This is a genomic window from Ruegeria sp. BB1 (assembly GCF_056539465.1).
The window spans coordinates 1-17,185 of sequence record NZ_JBQFVB010000007.1; the positions used below are offsets into that span (position 1 = coordinate 1).

Here is a 17,185-nt window from a genome sequence, read left to right on the forward strand (position 1 = left end):
CGTCGACAAATACTGGTCCCCCGTCAACCGCGTCGACAACGCATATGGCGACCGAAACCTCGTCTGCACATGCCCACCAATGGACGCATACCTCGACGCAGCTGAGTAAATCACACCCCCCGCCAAAAGGCGGGGGGCACACCGACCAAAACAACGCAGCCAAATCAGGCAGGGGGAGGAGAAATGAAACACTATGTCCTCGGCAACAACCACGTACAGTTGGCCCGAACGGCCTCTGAACGGCTGCGAAGTATCGACGTTTTTCTAAACGATCCCGAGGCCGAAGGTTCGGCCGAAATGGTTACCGAGTTTTTTCATGCTCTAAATGATCTTGTCGAAGATCACTCCTATGCCGTCACCATTCGGAATACATCCGAAGCCTTTACTGGCGACCCCCTGTATTGGGCGGGTCGCACTGCGATTTTCTGGGGCGACATTCACAAACCCTGGCTCTGCGCCAGACAGGACAAGACCCGCGTTGCGCAGATACTGAATCTGGCGTCACGCTCCATTCTGGTCGGAGGGGCTGCTCTGCTGCTGGCGCACAGCGCGAAGACTGATGAGCCCCTCGCCGCCATCCATCCGAATTTCTCGGCCGCAGCGCAGGAGATCGGACTTGCCGACTGTCATAAACCCACGCACAAATCACCCAATGGGCGGGTACACAGTGCCGCGACCAAACTGAGCGCCCTGCGCCTGCTGGCGGAATTCGTAGCATTGGACCACGGTGAACATCTAGCCGAAAGTCTACGCGGCTACATTGGCCTGACCGAACCAAAACGCGGCTGTGCAAGCCATTTGGCCAACCGCCTGATCCAACGGTCCGGGGCTGATCCGATGGTCCGGCAGGTGATCGAAAAGATGCTGAACAATGTCGAAGACCCGTTGAAAATTTCGGACCTGTCGCAGGCGCTTGGGGCCTCGACCCGTCAATTGCAGCGGCGGTTTCTGAACAAGACCGGTGTCAAATTGCTGACCACCTATCGCGAGCTGCGGCTTGAGCGCGCCTACAGCTTGCTGCGCTATACCGACATGCCACAGCTTGAGATTTCAACAGCAACCGGGTTTTCATCAGCTTCTGCCCTTGGGCGGGCTTTCAGGGCGCAGTATTCCACCACACCCGAGGCCGTTCGCAGCTGCCGATTTGCCGGAGAACTTAGGGATCACGGCGCGCTGCACTAACCTGCCAGACACCCCTTGCCGGGCCCGTAGGTCCGGGCCAATCTGCACGAATTCTGCACAACTGCTGCAAAGGTTCTGCGATCTGCCCCTGCAATCTTGAGGAAACTCAAGCAGGAGGCTGATATGCCCAATGAACTTATAATCCGGGGGATGCCCCGCTCACTTGCCCATGATGGTTGGTGGCTGGCCAGTGAAAGTGGCGCGTCGGTTGACCCAACGCCCCCGCCTGCGACCCCGGGAAACGTGCTGGACGGCGTCCGAAGGTTTCCGCGGATTACTGCACTGATCCTGCTTGTTCTGCTGGGCGATCTACTGTTCTGGGGCCACAAACCCGGGCTCTCACTGGCCCTTTTCGCTTGGTGCATCTTTGCTGCCGTCTGGGTGAACAAGCCCACCCGCTCAAAACTACTGGTGCCCTCAGTTGTGTTGATGCTGGCCACCCTGCCCTTGATAGAACATGTCCAGCTTTTGTCGGTGACCTTCCTGATCGCGGGGCTGCTCAGCGCGATCGTGTTGTTGCAAATCCCACCAGAGGTCAAACACCGCAAGCTCCTTCCCTGGCTGGCCGGTGGAGTATTGCGCCTGATCAAAAGGGTTCCGACTGCCGGGCTGAAGGAATGCGCAACGCACGTTCGGGGATGGCGCCGTAAACCGGTAGCACATGGCGAAACCGGCCGTTCAATCGTTCATGTATTCATCCGCAACTGGGCCTTTCCGTTGGGTGGCTTCTTCGTGCTTGGGGCGTTGCTGATCAGTGCTAATCCGGTGTTGGAACATGCTTTGGTCCGAGTGCTTAAGGTCGATTTCGACCTGTTTGTGCTGATCCGCCGGATCGCGTTCTGGGGCGGGCTGGCCTTGTTGATCTGGCCGTTCCTGACAGCCCCCGCGCCGGATGCGCCTATGGCAGCCCCCACCCTAAGCTGGAACATGTCACGCCTGTTGAACGCCGGATCGGTTTTCAGGGCATTGGTTCTGTTCAACCTCATGCTGGCGGCGCAGAGCATCATGGACATCTCGATCCTGTTCGGCGCCGCCGCCCTGCCCGAAGGTATGAGCCACGCCACATATGCCCATCGCGGCGCTTACCCCCTGCTGATGACGGCCTTGCTGGCCGGGGCCTTCGCACTGGCGGCGCGCCCCTTTCTTGGGCAAAGCCCAGCGTTGAAACCCTTGTTGCTTGTATGGCTGGCACAGAACGTTTTGCTGACCTTGTCCGCAGCGTTCCGGTTGGACTTGTATATCGACGCGTTTGGCCTGACTTACCTACGGATCTACGCGCTGATCTGGATGGGATTGGTGGCAATTGGGTTGGCCATGGTGGCCTGGCAGGTGCAAAGGGGGCGTTCGTCTGTCTGGTTGATCCTGCGGGTCACTATGTTGAGCGTGGGAACCCTCTATATCTGTGCGTTCATAAATTTCGCTGCGCTGATTGCGGCGGATACATTGTCGCGTGCTGCAGATTCGGATACTGCGATCCGGACCGACTGGACCTATCTGTGTGGTTTGGGGCACTCGGCCTCCAAGGCAATTTCTACCCAGATTGCCAAACAGCCGATCATGCACATTCCCGACTGGGCCCAAAGCTGTGTGCATCCTGCCCCAACCCATCCGAACTGGCGCGAATGGGACTTTCGCACCGCACGTGTGAATGGCTATCTTACGGCGAACCCCAAAGGCGAGGCGCAATGAAAATCCTGTTGGTTGACGATGATCCCCGCCTGCGCGATCTGGCTGGTCTGGCTTTGGAACGCGCCGGCTTTCAGGTGATCACTGGCAGCGATGGCCAGATGGCCGTGACCCACGCCGCCCGCGAAGCACCAGATCTGATCGTCCTGGATATTGGCCTGCCCGAGATGGACGGGTTCGAGGTCTGCCGCCGCATCCGCGCCCGATCCGAGGTTCCGATCCTGTTCCTGACCGCGCGCGATGATGAGATTGACCGGATACTGGGCCTGGAAATGGGCGCGGATGACTATGTCACCAAACCCTTCAGCCCGCGTGAGCTGGTGGCGCGGGTGCGCGCGATCCTGAAACGTGCATCCGGGTCGCGATCCAGCCCGACCTTGACGCATGGGCGGATCACGCTGGACCCAGGCGCGCATGTCTGCAGGTTGGACGGAAACGCCATATCGCTGACCGCGACCGAGTTCACTTTGCTGGCCACTCTGGTCGAACGTCCCAGTCAGGTACACACCCGCGCGCAGCTGATACAGGCGGTCTGGGGGGCGTTGTCGCAAGTCTCGGACCGTACTCTGGATAGCCATCTACGCAACTTGCGGGGTAAGCTGGCGCAGGCCGGTTGCACTGGGGTGATCGAAACTGTGCATGGTGTCGGCATCCGCATTCAGGACACCGCGGCATGAGGCGCAAGTGGCGCCCCAGCCTTGCCTTCGTGCTGGGCGGCGCCCTATGCGGCACATTGCTGTTGTCCCTGACCGGGCTGGTTGCGTTTCGGTATCTGGGACCGGAACTGGGCTATCGCAATGCCGCCGCTTTGCTGGCGGTGATCATCACGGCGGCCACGGCTGTTCTAGGCTGGTTGTTGGTGCGGCTATTGCTGCGACCGATCTTTGCGCTGGAACGTTTTGCTACGCAGGTTGTTCGGCACCCCGCCGATCCCCTCTCGCCGCCCTCACGATTTGGCACTCAGGAGCTTGGCACCACCGCCCAGCGCGTCATCGACATGGCCGAAACCCTGCGCAACCGTGAAACCACTATCCGCAGTTTCTCGGACCATGTCACGCATGAGCTGAAGACGCCTGTTGCAACACTTAGGGTAGCGACGGAATTACTGCGCGATGATGACACGCTATCGGCTGAAAACCTGAGGCTAGTGGACCAGATTGCCGGCGCGGGCGTGCAGATGGAACAGCAGATCGACGCCATGCGTCAGGTAGCCCGCGCGCGCGAGTCGCGTCATGAGGGGGTGACCTGTCTGAACGCCGTGCAAGACGCATTGTGCCGCGATTTTCCCACTCTCGAAATGCGTTTTGACGGCGGCGATCTAATTATCCCGATTGGTTCCAATGGCTTGCTGGTCGTGTTGCGCCAATTGCTCGGCAACGCGCAAGAACATGGTGCGCAGGTTGTGACCCTGTCGGCAACAGGAGACGATACCGAAGTGATCCTGCGGCTTAGCGATGATGGGCCAGGAATTTCCTCCGGCAATGCAGCGCGGGTATTTGATCCGTTCTTTACCACCAAACGCGATCAGGGCGGGACTGGTATGGGGCTGTCCATCGTGCGCAATACACTGCGGGCACATGGTGCGGATATCTCGTTACTACCGACACATGACGGCGCTGCTTTTTCGATCTGTTTCTCGACCAAATAGGCGCAGATCATTCCCAGGATCAGTCAGTGTTCTCGACGGTGCTAGTCGATCCAATCTGATGCGCCCCTGAAGGTCACGCTCAGATAAGATTAGGTTTCAGTCTCGTTTTCTTCGTGGCGCGCACGCCGCAGATCATTGATCATCGCCTTGGCCAGCGAGACACACATCAGCAACAAGACCACGCTAAAAGGCAGCGCACCAATGATCATGGAATTGGTCAATGCCTCAAGCCCGCCGCCCCCGGCCATCAGCAGGGTTCCAATCACCAGCGTCAGCAATCCGCCCCACAAAACACGGTGCATGACCCCGGTTTTTTCGGCCCCGCCGGACATAATCGTGTTCATCACCAGAATGCCGGAATCCGCTGACGTGACCAGAAAGGTCATGGTCAGCACCACGCACATAAAACTGATGATTACCAGCAGATGTCCCGAGATCATCTCGCTGAGCGTCACAAACAGCGTCGCCGTGGTCGAGGCCGCGAGAATGGCGCCATCGGCGTCTCCGTTCAGTTCCAGATCAATGGCCGAGCCGCCCAGAATGGTCATCCAGGCAAAACAAACCAAAGACGGTGCAACCACTGCACCAAGGATGAATTCGCGCACTGTGCGCCCACGCGAGATGCGGGCCAGAAACAGACCGACAAAAGGGGAAAAGGCAATCCACCACGCCCAATAGAAGGTCGTCCAGCCCGATTGCCAGCCGAACAGCCGCCCCGGTGTACCTGCATCATAGGCGGCCTGCTTTGTCGTATCAGGCAGGTCGGCCACGTCCCCGCTTAACCCTGCCAAAAAGCTGTCACGCGTGTCCCAGGCATCAGTAGCGCCGGGAAACAGCTCGGCCACGAAGGGAGCGGCTTCAGGTGGCAGGGCTGCGGCATACTCGAATTGGGACATCGGGGAATGGGCCTGAAGGCTGAGCGGTATAAAATTGACGATATAGTCCACCAATGCCTGCCCATAGATCCTGATCGCAAAAGAAAACGAGCCAAAGAAAATGAACACCGCCAGAAGAATCAGTGACAGGATCAGATTGAGGTTCGAAAGGTATTTCACCCCTCGCCCCACGCCGGACACCGCCGAAAGGGTCGACATCATCATGACCAACGCCAGCGCCGCAATCAGACCCGCGGTCGAGGGTTTCATGACCCCTTCCATCAACCACTGCGCACTGGTGATCAGGAAGGCGCCGTCGACAAGCTGCGACACTCCGTACCCGATGGTCACCGCCACCCCGAGGATGGTCGCCACCACGCCCAATATGTCGATCACGTGGCCCGCAACCCCGTTGGAATACTCGCCCAACAGCGGCGTCAGCGCCGTTCTGATCGTCAGAGGCATGTCGCGAGTATAGGCGTAATAGGCTAAGCTCAACCCTGTCACCACGTAGATGGCCCAAGCGTGGAAACCTGTATGCAGAAAGGTATAGCGATAGGCACCCTGAATCGCCTCGGCGCTTTTCGGGGCGACCTCACCAGACATGGTAAGCGGATTTGATTCCCACAGGCCCAACGGTTCGGCCGTAGCATACACCATCAACCCAACGCCCAGCCCGGCCCCGAACATCATCGAAAACCATGAGAAGTTGGTGAATTCGGGCCGCTCATCATCACCCCCCAACCGCATACGCCCGGTGGCAGGAAGGAGAGCAACCACAAACAGAAAGAAGGCAAACAACGCGACCGAGAGGTTGTAGAAGACGTTAAACTCGCTCAGCAGCCCGGATTTCCACGACCTCAGCGTGTCATTCGCATTCAGCGGCCAGACCAACGCCCATAGCACCAGCAACGAGACCGCGATCTTGCTGACCAGCGCAATCGGCAGGTTGTAGCCCTTGTAAAACCCGCTGTCCTGCCGTTCGATTTTAAGATCCGTAAAGGGGTCTTGCAGCGACATTTTGCGTGGGCCCACCTCGGTTTCCGTGCCGTTCAGCATCCGAGAAACCCCGGAAGACTGCAACAATTTTCAGGTCTTGCGGGAACTACTCGTTGGCAGTTCGCAACCCAGACAGCCATTCCCGAACGGTCTGAAATGCCGCATACAGCACCGGGATCATAAGCAGACCCAGCGTGCTGTCCAGGATCATGCCAAACAGTACCGGATACCCCACCGAGACCCGCGCCGCCGCCCCTGCCCCGCTGGACAGAACCAGAGGCATAACCCCCACGATGAAACACAGGCCCGTCATCGTCACCGGCCGGAACCGGATTTCAGCCGCCTTCAGGGCCGCGTCTTTAATGCTGGCCCCGCTTTCACGTTGCTGATTGGCAAATTCGACCACCATGATCGCCTTTTTCGCGGCCAACCCGATTAGCAGCACCATCCCCACCTGCGCAAAGATATTGCTGGTCAGGAACGGTAATACCACCAATGGGATCAACGCGCCCAAAAGGGCAAAGACCGCCGACGTGATGATCGACAGCGGCAGAATCCAGCTTTCATACAGCACCACAAGAAACAGATAAGCCAAGACCAGCGCCGACAGCATGATGAAGGGCACAAGCCCCTGTGCCTTCACCTCTTGCTGGGTGACACCCGACCAGTCGATCCGAAACCCGTCAGGCAGCGTCTTGTCGGCAATCGCCTGCATCGCGATGATTCCGTCGCCCGAACTGACCCCTTCGGCCAATTGCGCACTGACCGAGGCCGCCGTGAACAGGTTGTAGCGCGGGATCGTGTCCGGTGCGAGGACCGGTTCGCTGCTGACGAAATTGCGCACGGGCAGCGAGTCTCCGGCGCTGTTTTTGACATAGATGTTATCCACGTCATCCAGCGTCTGACGGAATTCGGCATCGGCTGAAATCACCACCCAATAGACGCGCTCGTCCAGTATGAAGTTGTCCACGAAGTACGAGCTAAGATTTGCCTGCAACGCGGTAAAGATATCCGCCACGCTGACGCCCAGCGTCTCGGCACGGTCTCGGTCGATGGACAGCTTGTATTGCGGGCTTTGGGCCGAGAAATCGCCATGTGCACGCGAAAACTCGGGCGCGGCATTCAGGGCGGTTACAAAGCCGTTAATTACCGCATCCAATTGTGCCCCGTCGCCTTTGCCCAGATCCAGCAGTTGGACCGAGATACCCCCGGTCGAGCCCAACCCGTGAATGGTTGGAAAGGGAAACACGTATGAGACCCCCTCTGACAATGTCGCCAGCTGTCGTTCAAGCCCATGCATGATGGCGTACCACTGCAAATCCGGACTGGTGCGTTGATCCCATGGGGTGAGCGTAACAATGGCCATGCCCACATTCGAACGCCCCCCGGCCAGCATGGAATGACCCGAGACCGTTGTGACCGCTGCAACCCCTGGCGTCTGTTCGATCAGCTTACCCACCTGCGCCATGAAGGCCTGGGTGCGCTGTAACGAGGCCCCGTCCGGCAGTTCCATCGACGCCATCAGAACGCCGTTGTCTTCCTGCGGAATCAGGCCGGTGGGCACAGTTTTGAACAGATACACCGTCACGCCGACGGCCCCGGCAAACACCAGCAGCGACACCGCCATATAACGCAGCATCAGCGCCACAAGGCGCAGGTATTGGCGCCGTAGCCAGACAATCACTGCCGGAACAATCGCCAGCGGACCGATGGGCCTGCTGTCAGTTTTCAGCATCATCGCGCACAAGACCGGTGCCAACGTCAGGGCGTTCACCGCAGACAGGACAAAGGCAAAGATGATCGTCAGCGCGAACTGGAAATAGATCGTCCCCGTCACGCCCGGAAAGAAGCACACCGGCACGAACACGGCTGCCAGAACAAAGGTCGTCGCCACGATCGGCCGGTTGACCTGAGACATCGCCTTCAGGGTCGCCGCACGCGGGTCCAGCCCCTCATCCCGCAGGATACGTTCGGCGTTCTCGATGATGATGATCGCGTCATCCACCACTAGGGTAATGGCCAGAACCAAAGCGAACAGCGTGATCATGTTGGCGCTGAACCCGATGGCATAAATCAGCGCCACAGCACCCAGCAGCGACACCGGGATTGCGATGGCCGGTACGATGGTTGCACGCAGGCTGGCCAGAAACAGAAAGGTCACCGCAATCACCAGCCCCGCCGTCAGGGCCAGCGTCGTCATGATATCGCGGATCGAAACACGCACCGCGTCAGTAACGTCATAGGTGATCTCATACGACACGCCCTTGGGAAATTTCGCCGACAGATCCTTCATCAAGGCGCGCAGCGAGTCTGAAATCTCAAGCGCGTTGGCGGCGCTTTCCTGATAGACGGCGATAGTGGCCGAGTCCTTGCCGTTCAGCTTGGTCGACCCGGAATATGTGGCCGCGCCCAGCTCGATCCGAGCGATGTCCTCAAGCCGCGTGACTGACCCGTCGGGGTTCGAGGCGACAATGATCCGCCCAAATTCCTCGGCATCTCGCAGCAGCCCCTCAGCCCGCAGCTTAAACTGGAAATCGGTTCGTCCCTCGGCAAATGGCGGAGCCCCGACCTGTCCGGCGGCGGCGATGACGTTCTGATCCTCGATGGCGTCGGCAACCTCGGACGCGGTGATATTCAACGCGGCCATACGCACCGGATTGATCCAGACCCGCATGCTGTATTCCAGCTGACCGAATTGCGACACCGTCCCTACCCCCGGCAATCGCTGCAACGGGTCGTGCAGGAAATCAGCACCGAAATTGCTGAGAAACAGCTCATCCCGCGATCCATCGGGCGAGGTCAGGTTGATCACCACAATCATGTTGCCTGACCGCTTGGTAACCTCGACCCCTTGCTGCAATACGGCCGAGGGCAGTTCGGAACTGGCCAGCGCCACGCGGTTTTGCACCTCAACAGCCGCCACGTCGGGGTCAGTGCCTAGCTCAAAGGACACGTTCAGCATATAGGTGCCGTCATTCGAGCTTTTGGACGACAGCGATAACATGCCCGGAATGCCGTTCACACGCTCTTCGATGGGAGTGGCGACGGATTCAAGAATGACCTGCGCGTCCGCCCCCGGGTAAGACGTATCCACATAGATCTGCGGCGGCGTGATATGCGGGTATTCGGTAATCGGGATCAGGCGCACACAGACCGCGCCGAACAGAACCATCAGGATCGCAATCACGGCTGCAAAATGCGGCCTGTCGATGAAGTAGCGTGCGATCAAACCGGCCCCTAACCCTGACTGTCTACTGCTTTCACGACCAGCCCGTCATGTATCTTCTGAAGTCCCTGTACCACCACACGGTCGCCTTCGCTCAGCCCGGATACCACCTGAGTGCGGGTCGCTGTCTGAGTGCCGATCTCGATATTCTGCCGGTGGGTTTTGCCGTCACTGTCGACCGAAAACACAAAATAACCCTGCTTGTCGAACTGCACAGCGTTGCGCGGAACGGTCAGCACTTTGGGCTCCTCTGAACCGGCCAAACCCACGGTCACGAATTGACCGGGGATCAGCACGCCGTCAGGGTTGGCGAAACTGGCGCGTAGCTCAATCGTGTCGGTGTTCTGGCTGACGCTGTCGCCCACGAATATGACTTTGCCCGTGGAGGCATAGGTTTCCCCATCCGCCAGTTTGATGCTTGTGGTCAGTTTGATGTTGCCCGGCGTGATGCGCCCTTTGCGGCGTTCTTGCAGCAAGACCGGCTCGCTGATGTAAAAACTCACTAGCATCGGATCAACGCTGTTAACCGTTGCCAAAACCCCGGTATCGGAGCTTACCAAATTGCCCGCATCCACCGCTGACAACCCGATGCGCCCATCAATGGGACTGAGGATTTCCGTGTAATCCAAATCAATCTGCGCGATTTTCAGATCGGCCCTCGCCTCATCCACCGCAGCCTGCCCTGCGGCATAGGTTGCCAATGCCGTGTCCAAAACAGCCTGTGGGACATCTCCCTTGTCGAACAGAGCCTGCTGACGATCCAGCGCCGCCTTGTCGGTCTGCGCGCTGGCCAGCGCGCTTTTCAGCGCCGCCTGTGCGCTGTCCACACTGGCCGCGTATTTCTTCTTTTCGATGCGAAAAAGTACATCCCCTTTGGCGACTGTCCCGCCTTCGATAAAATTGACTTCTTCCAGAAACCCTTCGACACGGGCCTGCAGATCGACGCTTTGATCCGCCACGACCCGGCCAACAAACTGGGCCTTTTTCTGCAAATCCTCCAACGTCACCGGCGCGACGGTCACACTTGGCGGCGGCGCGTCGGACTGGGCCGCTGCCGGGCCCGGCAGAAACAGGGGGATCAATGCGCAAACAAACAGCTTGGTAGGGTTCATCAAGGATCCCCGGTAGTTTGTGATCCCTTCACTATCCCTGCATCCCCCAAACGGTGCAACGGTTTTCTGACTGTCACGGCGTACGCATTTCCCTGCTATATCAATCCCTTTGATACAGGGCTTGCCTGTCGCTGGTTCTTGGGATTTTCTGACGCCAACCACCAATTAAAAGGCCGGGCCTTCATGAAACTTGAATTCCATCACATCAACTTTGTCTCGGACGATGTTGAGCGGTTGCACCGTTTCTACACTCAGGTTCTGGGGTTGGCCGATATCCCGATCGAGAGTTTCCCTCGGCCCGATGAGACCGACGACAAAGGCTATAGCGGCAAGATCCGCTTTGCCACCGACGGGGCCATGCAGATGCATCTGGCCGAAAAGAACCTCGACGTCGCGTTCAAACATGGTGAGACTATCAACCCTGTCGAACGCGGCCACATCGCGTTTCGCACTGATGATATCGAGGCGTTCAAAAAGCTGCTCGACGACAACGGCATTCCGTATTCGGACTATGGCACCGCATTCGCGAAAGAGTGGCACCAACTGTTCTTCTACGACCCCGAGGGCAATATCATCGAGGTTCATCAAGCGGTTTAGCCAGCATCGGAGGTATTGATTGAAACAGGCCGTATTGGTTGTCGACGTCCAACCCAGCTTTGACCCGCCTGATTGGCTGGTCGAGCGCAGCCGTCTGTTGGCGACCAAATTCCCCTCGGTCGCTACCGTTGAACGCCATGACGAGGACAAAGTTCCCTTTTTTCGGCAAATTGGGTGGAAGCCACGTTCTGTCGACGAAAGCCTTGTTCAGGCAGATCATATTGTCCTGAAATACGGCTACAGCCCGCCCCCGGAAGTCATCGCACAATTTCAAAGCTGGAAAGTCGACCGTGTGCTGGTCTGTGGCATCCAGGCCGACACCTGCGTTCTTGCCGCAGGGTTCGCCCTATTTGACGCGGGCCTGCAACCGACCATAATTGCCGATACGGTTGTTGGGTCTTCGCTGGATCGCAGCGGTAAGCTGGGCGTGGACCTGTGGCAGCATCATTTTGGCCAGGTGATTGATAAGCACTCGGATATTTTGTGACGTCGCAATCCCTGTCCGCATCGGAGAGGAGAGCTATTGTGACCTCGAACCCCATTTTAAGAAAAACAGCCTTTGCCATTTTTGTGGCCATCCCTTGTGCAGCATATGCAGAAGGCTTTTCACTGACCGGCCAATACGAAGGGCGCTATGCCTGTGACAGCACCACGGGTGGCGTGCCCTCAAGCTGGTCCGACCCCATGAGCGCCGGGATCGTTCAGGACGGAGACCGCATATCCATCGACCTGCGATACACGGACAAACAAGAGCTTGGGGCTGAATACTCGCTTTATACCGGATCAGTTGTTCTGAACCCCGAGGGCACCTTGGTCAGCGGCTATTTCGAAGCCTGCGGCGGCACTTTCCCGTCGAAAGAACTTGCGCGGTTTTTTCCCGCCGCTGCAAACACGCCATTCAGTTTTTCGGTGACCAGTGTTTGGGCTTCGGATCAGGTGCCAAACCTGCCAGGTCTAACTGTTCAAACCTGCACCTGGAGCCTGCAGCGCGTGTCCACGGAAACACCCACAGTCAGGCCGTGCGAGACGGCGGCTCAATAAGGAAATTTTCAATCTGGACCTATTTCTTAAGTCCAGATGTTTAAATTGGATCCAAAAGACCCATATAGCCGCAATCTTATAAATTAACCGTGCTTGAACAGCGACAATACCCCTGTCAGGCCCCCAATCAAACTGGATGGTCCCGATGAATTTTATTCTACGCGGTAGCCTGGTTACGCAAATCATCATCGGTCTGGTAGCCGGTGCCCTTCTCGCCACCCTCTGGCCCGCTGCTGGTTCATCCGTCGGTCTGCTGGGTGATTTCTTTGTCGACGCGCTAAAAGCCGTCGCCCCCGTTCTGGTGCTGATCCTTGTCTGCGCCGCAATCACCAACCACAAGAAAGACAGCCAGGCCCGCATGGGGCCGGTGGTGATGTTATACATTCTCGGCACGTTTGCCGCTGCACTGGTTGCAGTGGGCGCCAGTTTCCTGTTCCCCGTCTCTTTGCACCTGACTGGCACGCCCGAGCTTTTGGACGCCCCGGACGGGCTGGCAGAGGTGGTCAAGAACATCCTGCTAAAGATCGTGGACAATCCGGTGAACGCGCTGGCGCAGGCCAACTATATCGGCATTCTCGCCTGGGCCATCGGCCTTGGGCTGGTTTTCCGCCACGCCAGCGACTCGACCAAGACCCTGATGTCTGATCTGGATGGCGCGATCACCAAGATCGTGGCTGCCATCATCCGGGTTGCACCCATTGGTATCTTTGGCATCGTGGCCTCGACCATTGCTGAAACCGGCTTTGAAACGGTTGCCAGCTACGGCCAGCTGCTGTTGCTGCTGATTGGCTGCATGGCGTTTATGGCGCTGGTTGTGAACCCGCTAATCGTGTTCCTGCGCATTCGTAAGAACCCCTATCCGCTGGTCTTCACCTGCTTGAAGGAATCCGGGATCACCGCGTTCTTCATGCGCAGCTCGGCCGCCAATATTCCGGTCAACATGGAGCTGTGCCGCCGCATGAATCTGGATGAAGAGACCTATTCGGTCACCATCCCCATCGGCGCCACAATTAACATGGCCGGTGCCGCCATCACCATCACGGTGATGACACTGGCGACCGTGCACACCATGGGAATTCAGGTCGATTTCTTCTCGGCTCTGTTCCTAAGCATTATCGCTTCGGTTGCAGCCACCGGCGCGTCGGGCGTCGCGGGCGGGTCCCTGTTGCTGATCCCAATGGCCGCCAGCCTGTTCGGTATCGACAACGCAACGGCCATGCAGGTGGTCAGCATCGGGTTCATTATCGGTGTTCTTCAGGACTCGGCGGAAACCGGTCTGAACTCGTCCACCGATGTGCTGTTCACCGCGGCAGGATCGTACAAGCAAGGCGATCCCTATCCCCGCAAACTGCCGATGGAGCAAGTCGCCGCCTAAGCGGCCCTGACCCCCCCACAACCGTCAGGTTTTACTCGGCGGTTGTGGGGTCTGCACTACCCCACCCGGCGGCGCGCATTGCCGAAGTCAAATCCCGTACAGGACCTGGATCGGCAAATACCCTGGTTTTCAACGCCCCCAACGGAAAGTTTGGCCAGGTCCTGGCGTATAATTCGGCCAGTCTGCGTGCCTCACCCCGATCACCGTTTCTCCAATGCGCGGCCATCAGATAGGCAGTTGAAATTGGCCCGAATGGGCCGCCGCGCGCGATCGTATTCTCATAGGTTCGGATTGAGCCCGCATAGTCGCCGGTGTGAAACTGCGCCGCACCCAGCGCGTTTCCGGCCACCGACCCACCACCATCTTCAGCCAGCGCCTGATAATGCTGTGCCTGTGAAAGTACGCGTTCAAAGTCAGAAGTATAAAGCGATATCAGGGCGTCAAATTCCGCAATATGTGGATCATTGGGGGCCAGCTTGGTTGCCCTGTGAGTCAGACTGACGGCCTGATCGAAATTGCCAGCAGCGAACTCAGACCATGCTCTGGCAGACAAAGCCCAGGGCGCATCCGGGGCCAGTTCAAGTGCATGGGCGCTGTTCTTATCGGCGGCTGCAAGCAACTCCTCTGCGACAGGATCGTAGAACTGCAAAATGGCAAGCATGGTTTCCACCTGCGCAGCCCCTGCATAGCCGCAGTAATACAGCGGGTCTCGCTGTATAGCCGTTTCAAACACCATCAGAGCCGGGCGGAGTCGTTGTAAATCCACAACCGGAAAAATCAGGTCCTGACCAGCGCTACACAGGTTCATCGCCTCGACCCGTGTCGGAGAAACATCGTAGATCGTGGATTGATCGCCGGTGATCGGTGGCCCATTGCGGCCGCTCAGATGCGTGGTTGCCACATAACCGCCAAGGCCCAGCAGAACCGCTCCAGTCATCGCTCCGACCAGCAGCAGGTTGCGCTTACCTCCAACCTCGGCCGCACCCGACTGAAACTCTGGCGCGTAGCTGCCGACGGGCAAGGTGATGACCACCGGGTCCGACGCGCCTTGCCCCCCGTAATACGCCTTAAGTTTGCGCCGAACGCGACCCGCGTCGACACGCACCACCCCCTCACGCCGGGACAGGTCATCGGTGCTGTAACCGTAGACATCCATGGCAATCGTCTTGGCGCGGATTTCATCCGTGCGTCCGGCAAGCGCCTCGGTCACGACATAGGTCAGAAAGGACTGCATCCGCGCCGAACCCTTGAAATCCTTCGACGCAAGAACCCGATCAAGCGCCGACTGGATCTGTTCCTTTGGGAACGATCCTGCATCCCTCTGCGTGGTATCGTCGGTTGCGGCAGTCAAGAACTATCCTTTCAAGGTAAGGACTTGGCGGCATGCTGCTACGGTAGCATGCGGTTTAATACGTTCAAGACATATTCTTGGACAGGCATGTTTGAATGGCGAATCCAGCGGATGCCGTTACAATGACAGATGATGACTTCTTTGCAGCACAGTTTCCCGGCGCGGCACATCAATTGCAGGCATTGCGCGCGCGGGACAAGGAGTTTGACCAAATCTGCGCCGATTACCACGAGGTACTCCGCGAGTTGGCGCTTGCCCCGCGATCCGCAGGTGGAACGCAGACCCGTTACCTCGCGGATCTGGCCGAAAGTGTCTCGGACCTGCGAAGCAGTATTGAAAAACGGCTGCACGCCCCTGACCGCACAAATGAGTGAAAGGTTGACTATGAAACTCTGTACCCTTCTGCCCCTGCTGATCCTGACCGCCAGCCCGGCCATTGCTCAGGACACCCCAATCATTCACGATGGTGAGTTCGAATACCTGCGCGCGCAGTTCGGCACGGCCTGGGACGCACAGGATGTTGAAATTGACGCCAAGCTTGCCGAAATCCGCGATGCGAATGGCGGCCAACCACCCAATTTCCTTTACATCCTGATTGATGACGTGAGCTTTGGTCAGATGGGCGACCGCAAGATGAACTACGTCATGGGGATCGAGACACCGAACATCAACCAGCTGGCAACCGAGGGTCTGTCGCTGATGCGAATGTATACAGAACCCTCCTGCACACCCACACGCACGGCAATGCTAACGGGCCGCCATCCGGTGCGAGCCGGGGTGGAAGAGGTCAAGGTGGCGCTGGTGGGCGAGGGTCTTCCGGCCTCAGAAGTCACTCTCCCTGAAATCCTGAAACAAGCGGGCTATAACACCGCCCATGTCGGCAAATGGCATCAGGGCGATATCGAACAATCCTACCCCCACAATCAGGGGTTCGACTGGGCCGCCTTCCCCCTGCACCAACAAGTACAGCTGAGCCTCATGACCCCCGAGGCGATGCGGTCCAATGCCATGCTCGGCTATGTACCCGAAGGACAGAACAATCAGTTCCTTCTGGACGCGCGGTTCAAACCCTACGGTCTGGTCACAGGTGTCGAGGCCGAGGCGGGGGGCGTGGCCCGCGAAGTCGACATGGCGGCGGGCGAGGTTTGGACGCAGGTGAAATACGAAGACATGAACCTGCGCTATCAGCAGCAAGCTCTGGAACAACTTCAGCGCGTTGCGGCTGAAGATGCGCCATTCTTCCTGCAATACTGGCCGCTATACCCGCTGAATTTCGTCTATCCCGATCAAGCGATTTCACGCAACGGGGGCTTTCACGCGGACAAGCTACAATTGCTGGACAGCTGGATCGGTGATCTGCTGGCCGCGCTGGAAGAAACCGGCGAAGCCGACAACACAATCGTCGTCCTGATGGCCGACAATGGCCTGATGTATCACTACGAGGGCACCTCAGGCCTGAACCAACTGATCTATCGCGGCGGCAAGACCCAGCATCTTGAGGGCGGCGTACGCACCGATGCCTTTATCCGCTGGCCGAATGTGATCGAAGCCAATAGTGCGGCGGGCGATATCTTTCACGTCTCTGATATCTACACCACAATGGCCCGGATCGCGGGGGCGACTGACTATATACCGCGCGACCGCGTAATTGACGGCATCGACCAGACCGCCCTTTTGCTGAACGGCGAAGGCCACGGACGGCGCGATTATGTCTATGTTTACGAGGGGCCGGTCCTCCGGTCTGTGGTCAAGCAAGAGTTCAAGATGCACCTGCCCGCCCCCGGACAACCCGGCGCTGGCGCACCGACCTACAACATCTATCGCGACCCGCGCGAAGAACACCCGCTGGTGGGGTATTCCCTTTGGGCCGGGGCCTCGTTTCAGGACATGGTCAAACGCCATCAGAAAATGATCGCCAAATACCCGCATTCTGAGATTGGCACTGGCCTGCCCTATGAAGGGATCGAAAACCTGCGTCCGGAATCGGAACTGGCGCGCGAAACCTTCATGAGCTGGCAATGAGGTAAACCGTAGAATTTTAGAAATAAACATCATAATGTTTCAATGTGAGAATACCTCGGCAGCCATAGGCC

The 17,185-nt window shown here is 58.1% G+C and carries 14 protein-coding genes; 10 read left to right on the forward strand and 4 right to left on the reverse strand.

The window, feature by feature from the left end; all coding sequences use genetic code 11:
* Positions 1–183: 183 nt before the first annotated feature.
* The 4 genes from ACR0AL_RS15010 to ACR0AL_RS15025 all read left to right on the forward strand — a co-directional run bounded on the left by ACR0AL_RS15010 (position 184) and on the right by ACR0AL_RS15025 (position 4,516).
* Positions 184–1,182 carry a helix-turn-helix domain-containing protein gene (locus tag ACR0AL_RS15010; protein WP_480663639.1) on the forward strand — a complete coding sequence of 333 codons (999 nt, stop codon included), beginning with the start codon at positions 184–186 and terminating at the stop codon, positions 1,180–1,182.
* A gap of 123 nt (positions 1,183–1,305) precedes the next feature.
* Positions 1,306–2,871 carry a DUF4153 domain-containing protein gene (locus tag ACR0AL_RS15015; RefSeq protein WP_480663641.1) on the forward strand — a complete coding sequence of 522 codons (1,566 nt, stop codon included), beginning with the start codon at positions 1,306–1,308 and terminating at the stop codon, positions 2,869–2,871.
* On the forward strand, positions 2,868–3,545 hold the full coding sequence (locus tag ACR0AL_RS15020) for a response regulator transcription factor (protein WP_170350948.1): 678 nt from the start codon (positions 2,868–2,870) through the stop codon (positions 3,543–3,545). The genes ACR0AL_RS15015 and ACR0AL_RS15020 overlap by 4 nt, the downstream gene beginning before the upstream one ends.
* Positions 3,542–4,516, forward strand: a complete 975-nt coding sequence (locus ACR0AL_RS15025; protein ID WP_480663643.1) for a sensor histidine kinase — start codon at positions 3,542–3,544, stop codon at positions 4,514–4,516. The genes ACR0AL_RS15020 and ACR0AL_RS15025 overlap by 4 nt, the downstream gene beginning before the upstream one ends.
* A gap of 89 nt (positions 4,517–4,605) precedes the next feature.
* On the opposite strand, the gene ACR0AL_RS15030 is transcribed toward ACR0AL_RS15025, so the two are convergent.
* From ACR0AL_RS15030 to ACR0AL_RS15040, 3 genes are all read right to left on the reverse strand, one after another.
* The gene (locus tag ACR0AL_RS15030) at positions 4,606–6,411 is read right to left on the reverse strand and encodes a BCCT family transporter (RefSeq protein WP_480663806.1); all 1,806 of its coding nucleotides are present in this window, start codon (positions 6,409–6,411) and stop codon (positions 4,606–4,608) included.
* Positions 6,412–6,496: 85 nt separating this feature from the next.
* The gene (locus tag ACR0AL_RS15035; RefSeq protein ID WP_480663645.1) at positions 6,497–9,619 is read right to left on the reverse strand and encodes an efflux RND transporter permease subunit; all 3,123 of its coding nucleotides are present in this window, start codon (positions 9,617–9,619) and stop codon (positions 6,497–6,499) included.
* 8 nt (positions 9,620–9,627) lie between these two features.
* Positions 9,628–10,728 carry an efflux RND transporter periplasmic adaptor subunit gene (locus ACR0AL_RS15040; protein ID WP_170507255.1) on the reverse strand — a complete coding sequence of 367 codons (1,101 nt, stop codon included), beginning with the start codon at positions 10,726–10,728 and terminating at the stop codon, positions 9,628–9,630.
* Between the two features lie 183 nt (positions 10,729–10,911).
* Here ACR0AL_RS15040 and ACR0AL_RS15045 point away from each other — a divergent pair, with 183 nt between their 5' ends.
* From ACR0AL_RS15045 to sstT, 4 genes are all read left to right on the forward strand, one after another.
* A complete protein-coding gene (locus ACR0AL_RS15045; protein ID WP_480663647.1) occupies positions 10,912–11,325 on the forward strand; it encodes a VOC family protein in 414 nt (137 codons plus the stop codon).
* A 19-nt stretch (positions 11,326–11,344) separates the two neighbouring features.
* Positions 11,345–11,812 (forward strand): cysteine hydrolase family protein, encoded by a 468-nt coding sequence (locus ACR0AL_RS15050; RefSeq protein ID WP_170350943.1) that lies wholly within the window; start codon positions 11,345–11,347, stop codon positions 11,810–11,812.
* Between the two features lie 38 nt (positions 11,813–11,850).
* Positions 11,851–12,366, forward strand: a complete 516-nt coding sequence (locus ACR0AL_RS15055) for a hypothetical protein (protein ID WP_170350942.1) — start codon at positions 11,851–11,853, stop codon at positions 12,364–12,366.
* A 145-nt stretch (positions 12,367–12,511) separates the two neighbouring features.
* The gene (gene sstT, locus ACR0AL_RS15060; protein ID WP_480663649.1) at positions 12,512–13,741 is read left to right on the forward strand and encodes a serine/threonine transporter SstT; all 1,230 of its coding nucleotides are present in this window, start codon (positions 12,512–12,514) and stop codon (positions 13,739–13,741) included.
* A gap of 31 nt (positions 13,742–13,772) precedes the next feature.
* Here the strand turns inward: sstT and ACR0AL_RS15065 are convergent, their stop codons facing one another.
* On the reverse strand, positions 13,773–15,092 hold the full coding sequence (locus tag ACR0AL_RS15065) for a tetratricopeptide repeat protein (protein WP_170350940.1): 1,320 nt from the start codon (positions 15,090–15,092) through the stop codon (positions 13,773–13,775).
* Between the two features lie 122 nt (positions 15,093–15,214).
* Between ACR0AL_RS15065 and ACR0AL_RS15070 the strand changes: the two genes are divergently transcribed.
* On the forward strand, positions 15,215–15,466 hold the full coding sequence (locus tag ACR0AL_RS15070) for a hypothetical protein (protein WP_170362133.1): 252 nt from the start codon (positions 15,215–15,217) through the stop codon (positions 15,464–15,466).
* Positions 15,467–15,476: 10 nt separating this feature from the next.
* Positions 15,477–17,114 (forward strand): sulfatase-like hydrolase/transferase, encoded by a 1,638-nt coding sequence (locus ACR0AL_RS15075; protein ID WP_170350938.1) that lies wholly within the window; start codon positions 15,477–15,479, stop codon positions 17,112–17,114.
* Positions 17,115–17,185: the final 71 nt, after the last annotated feature.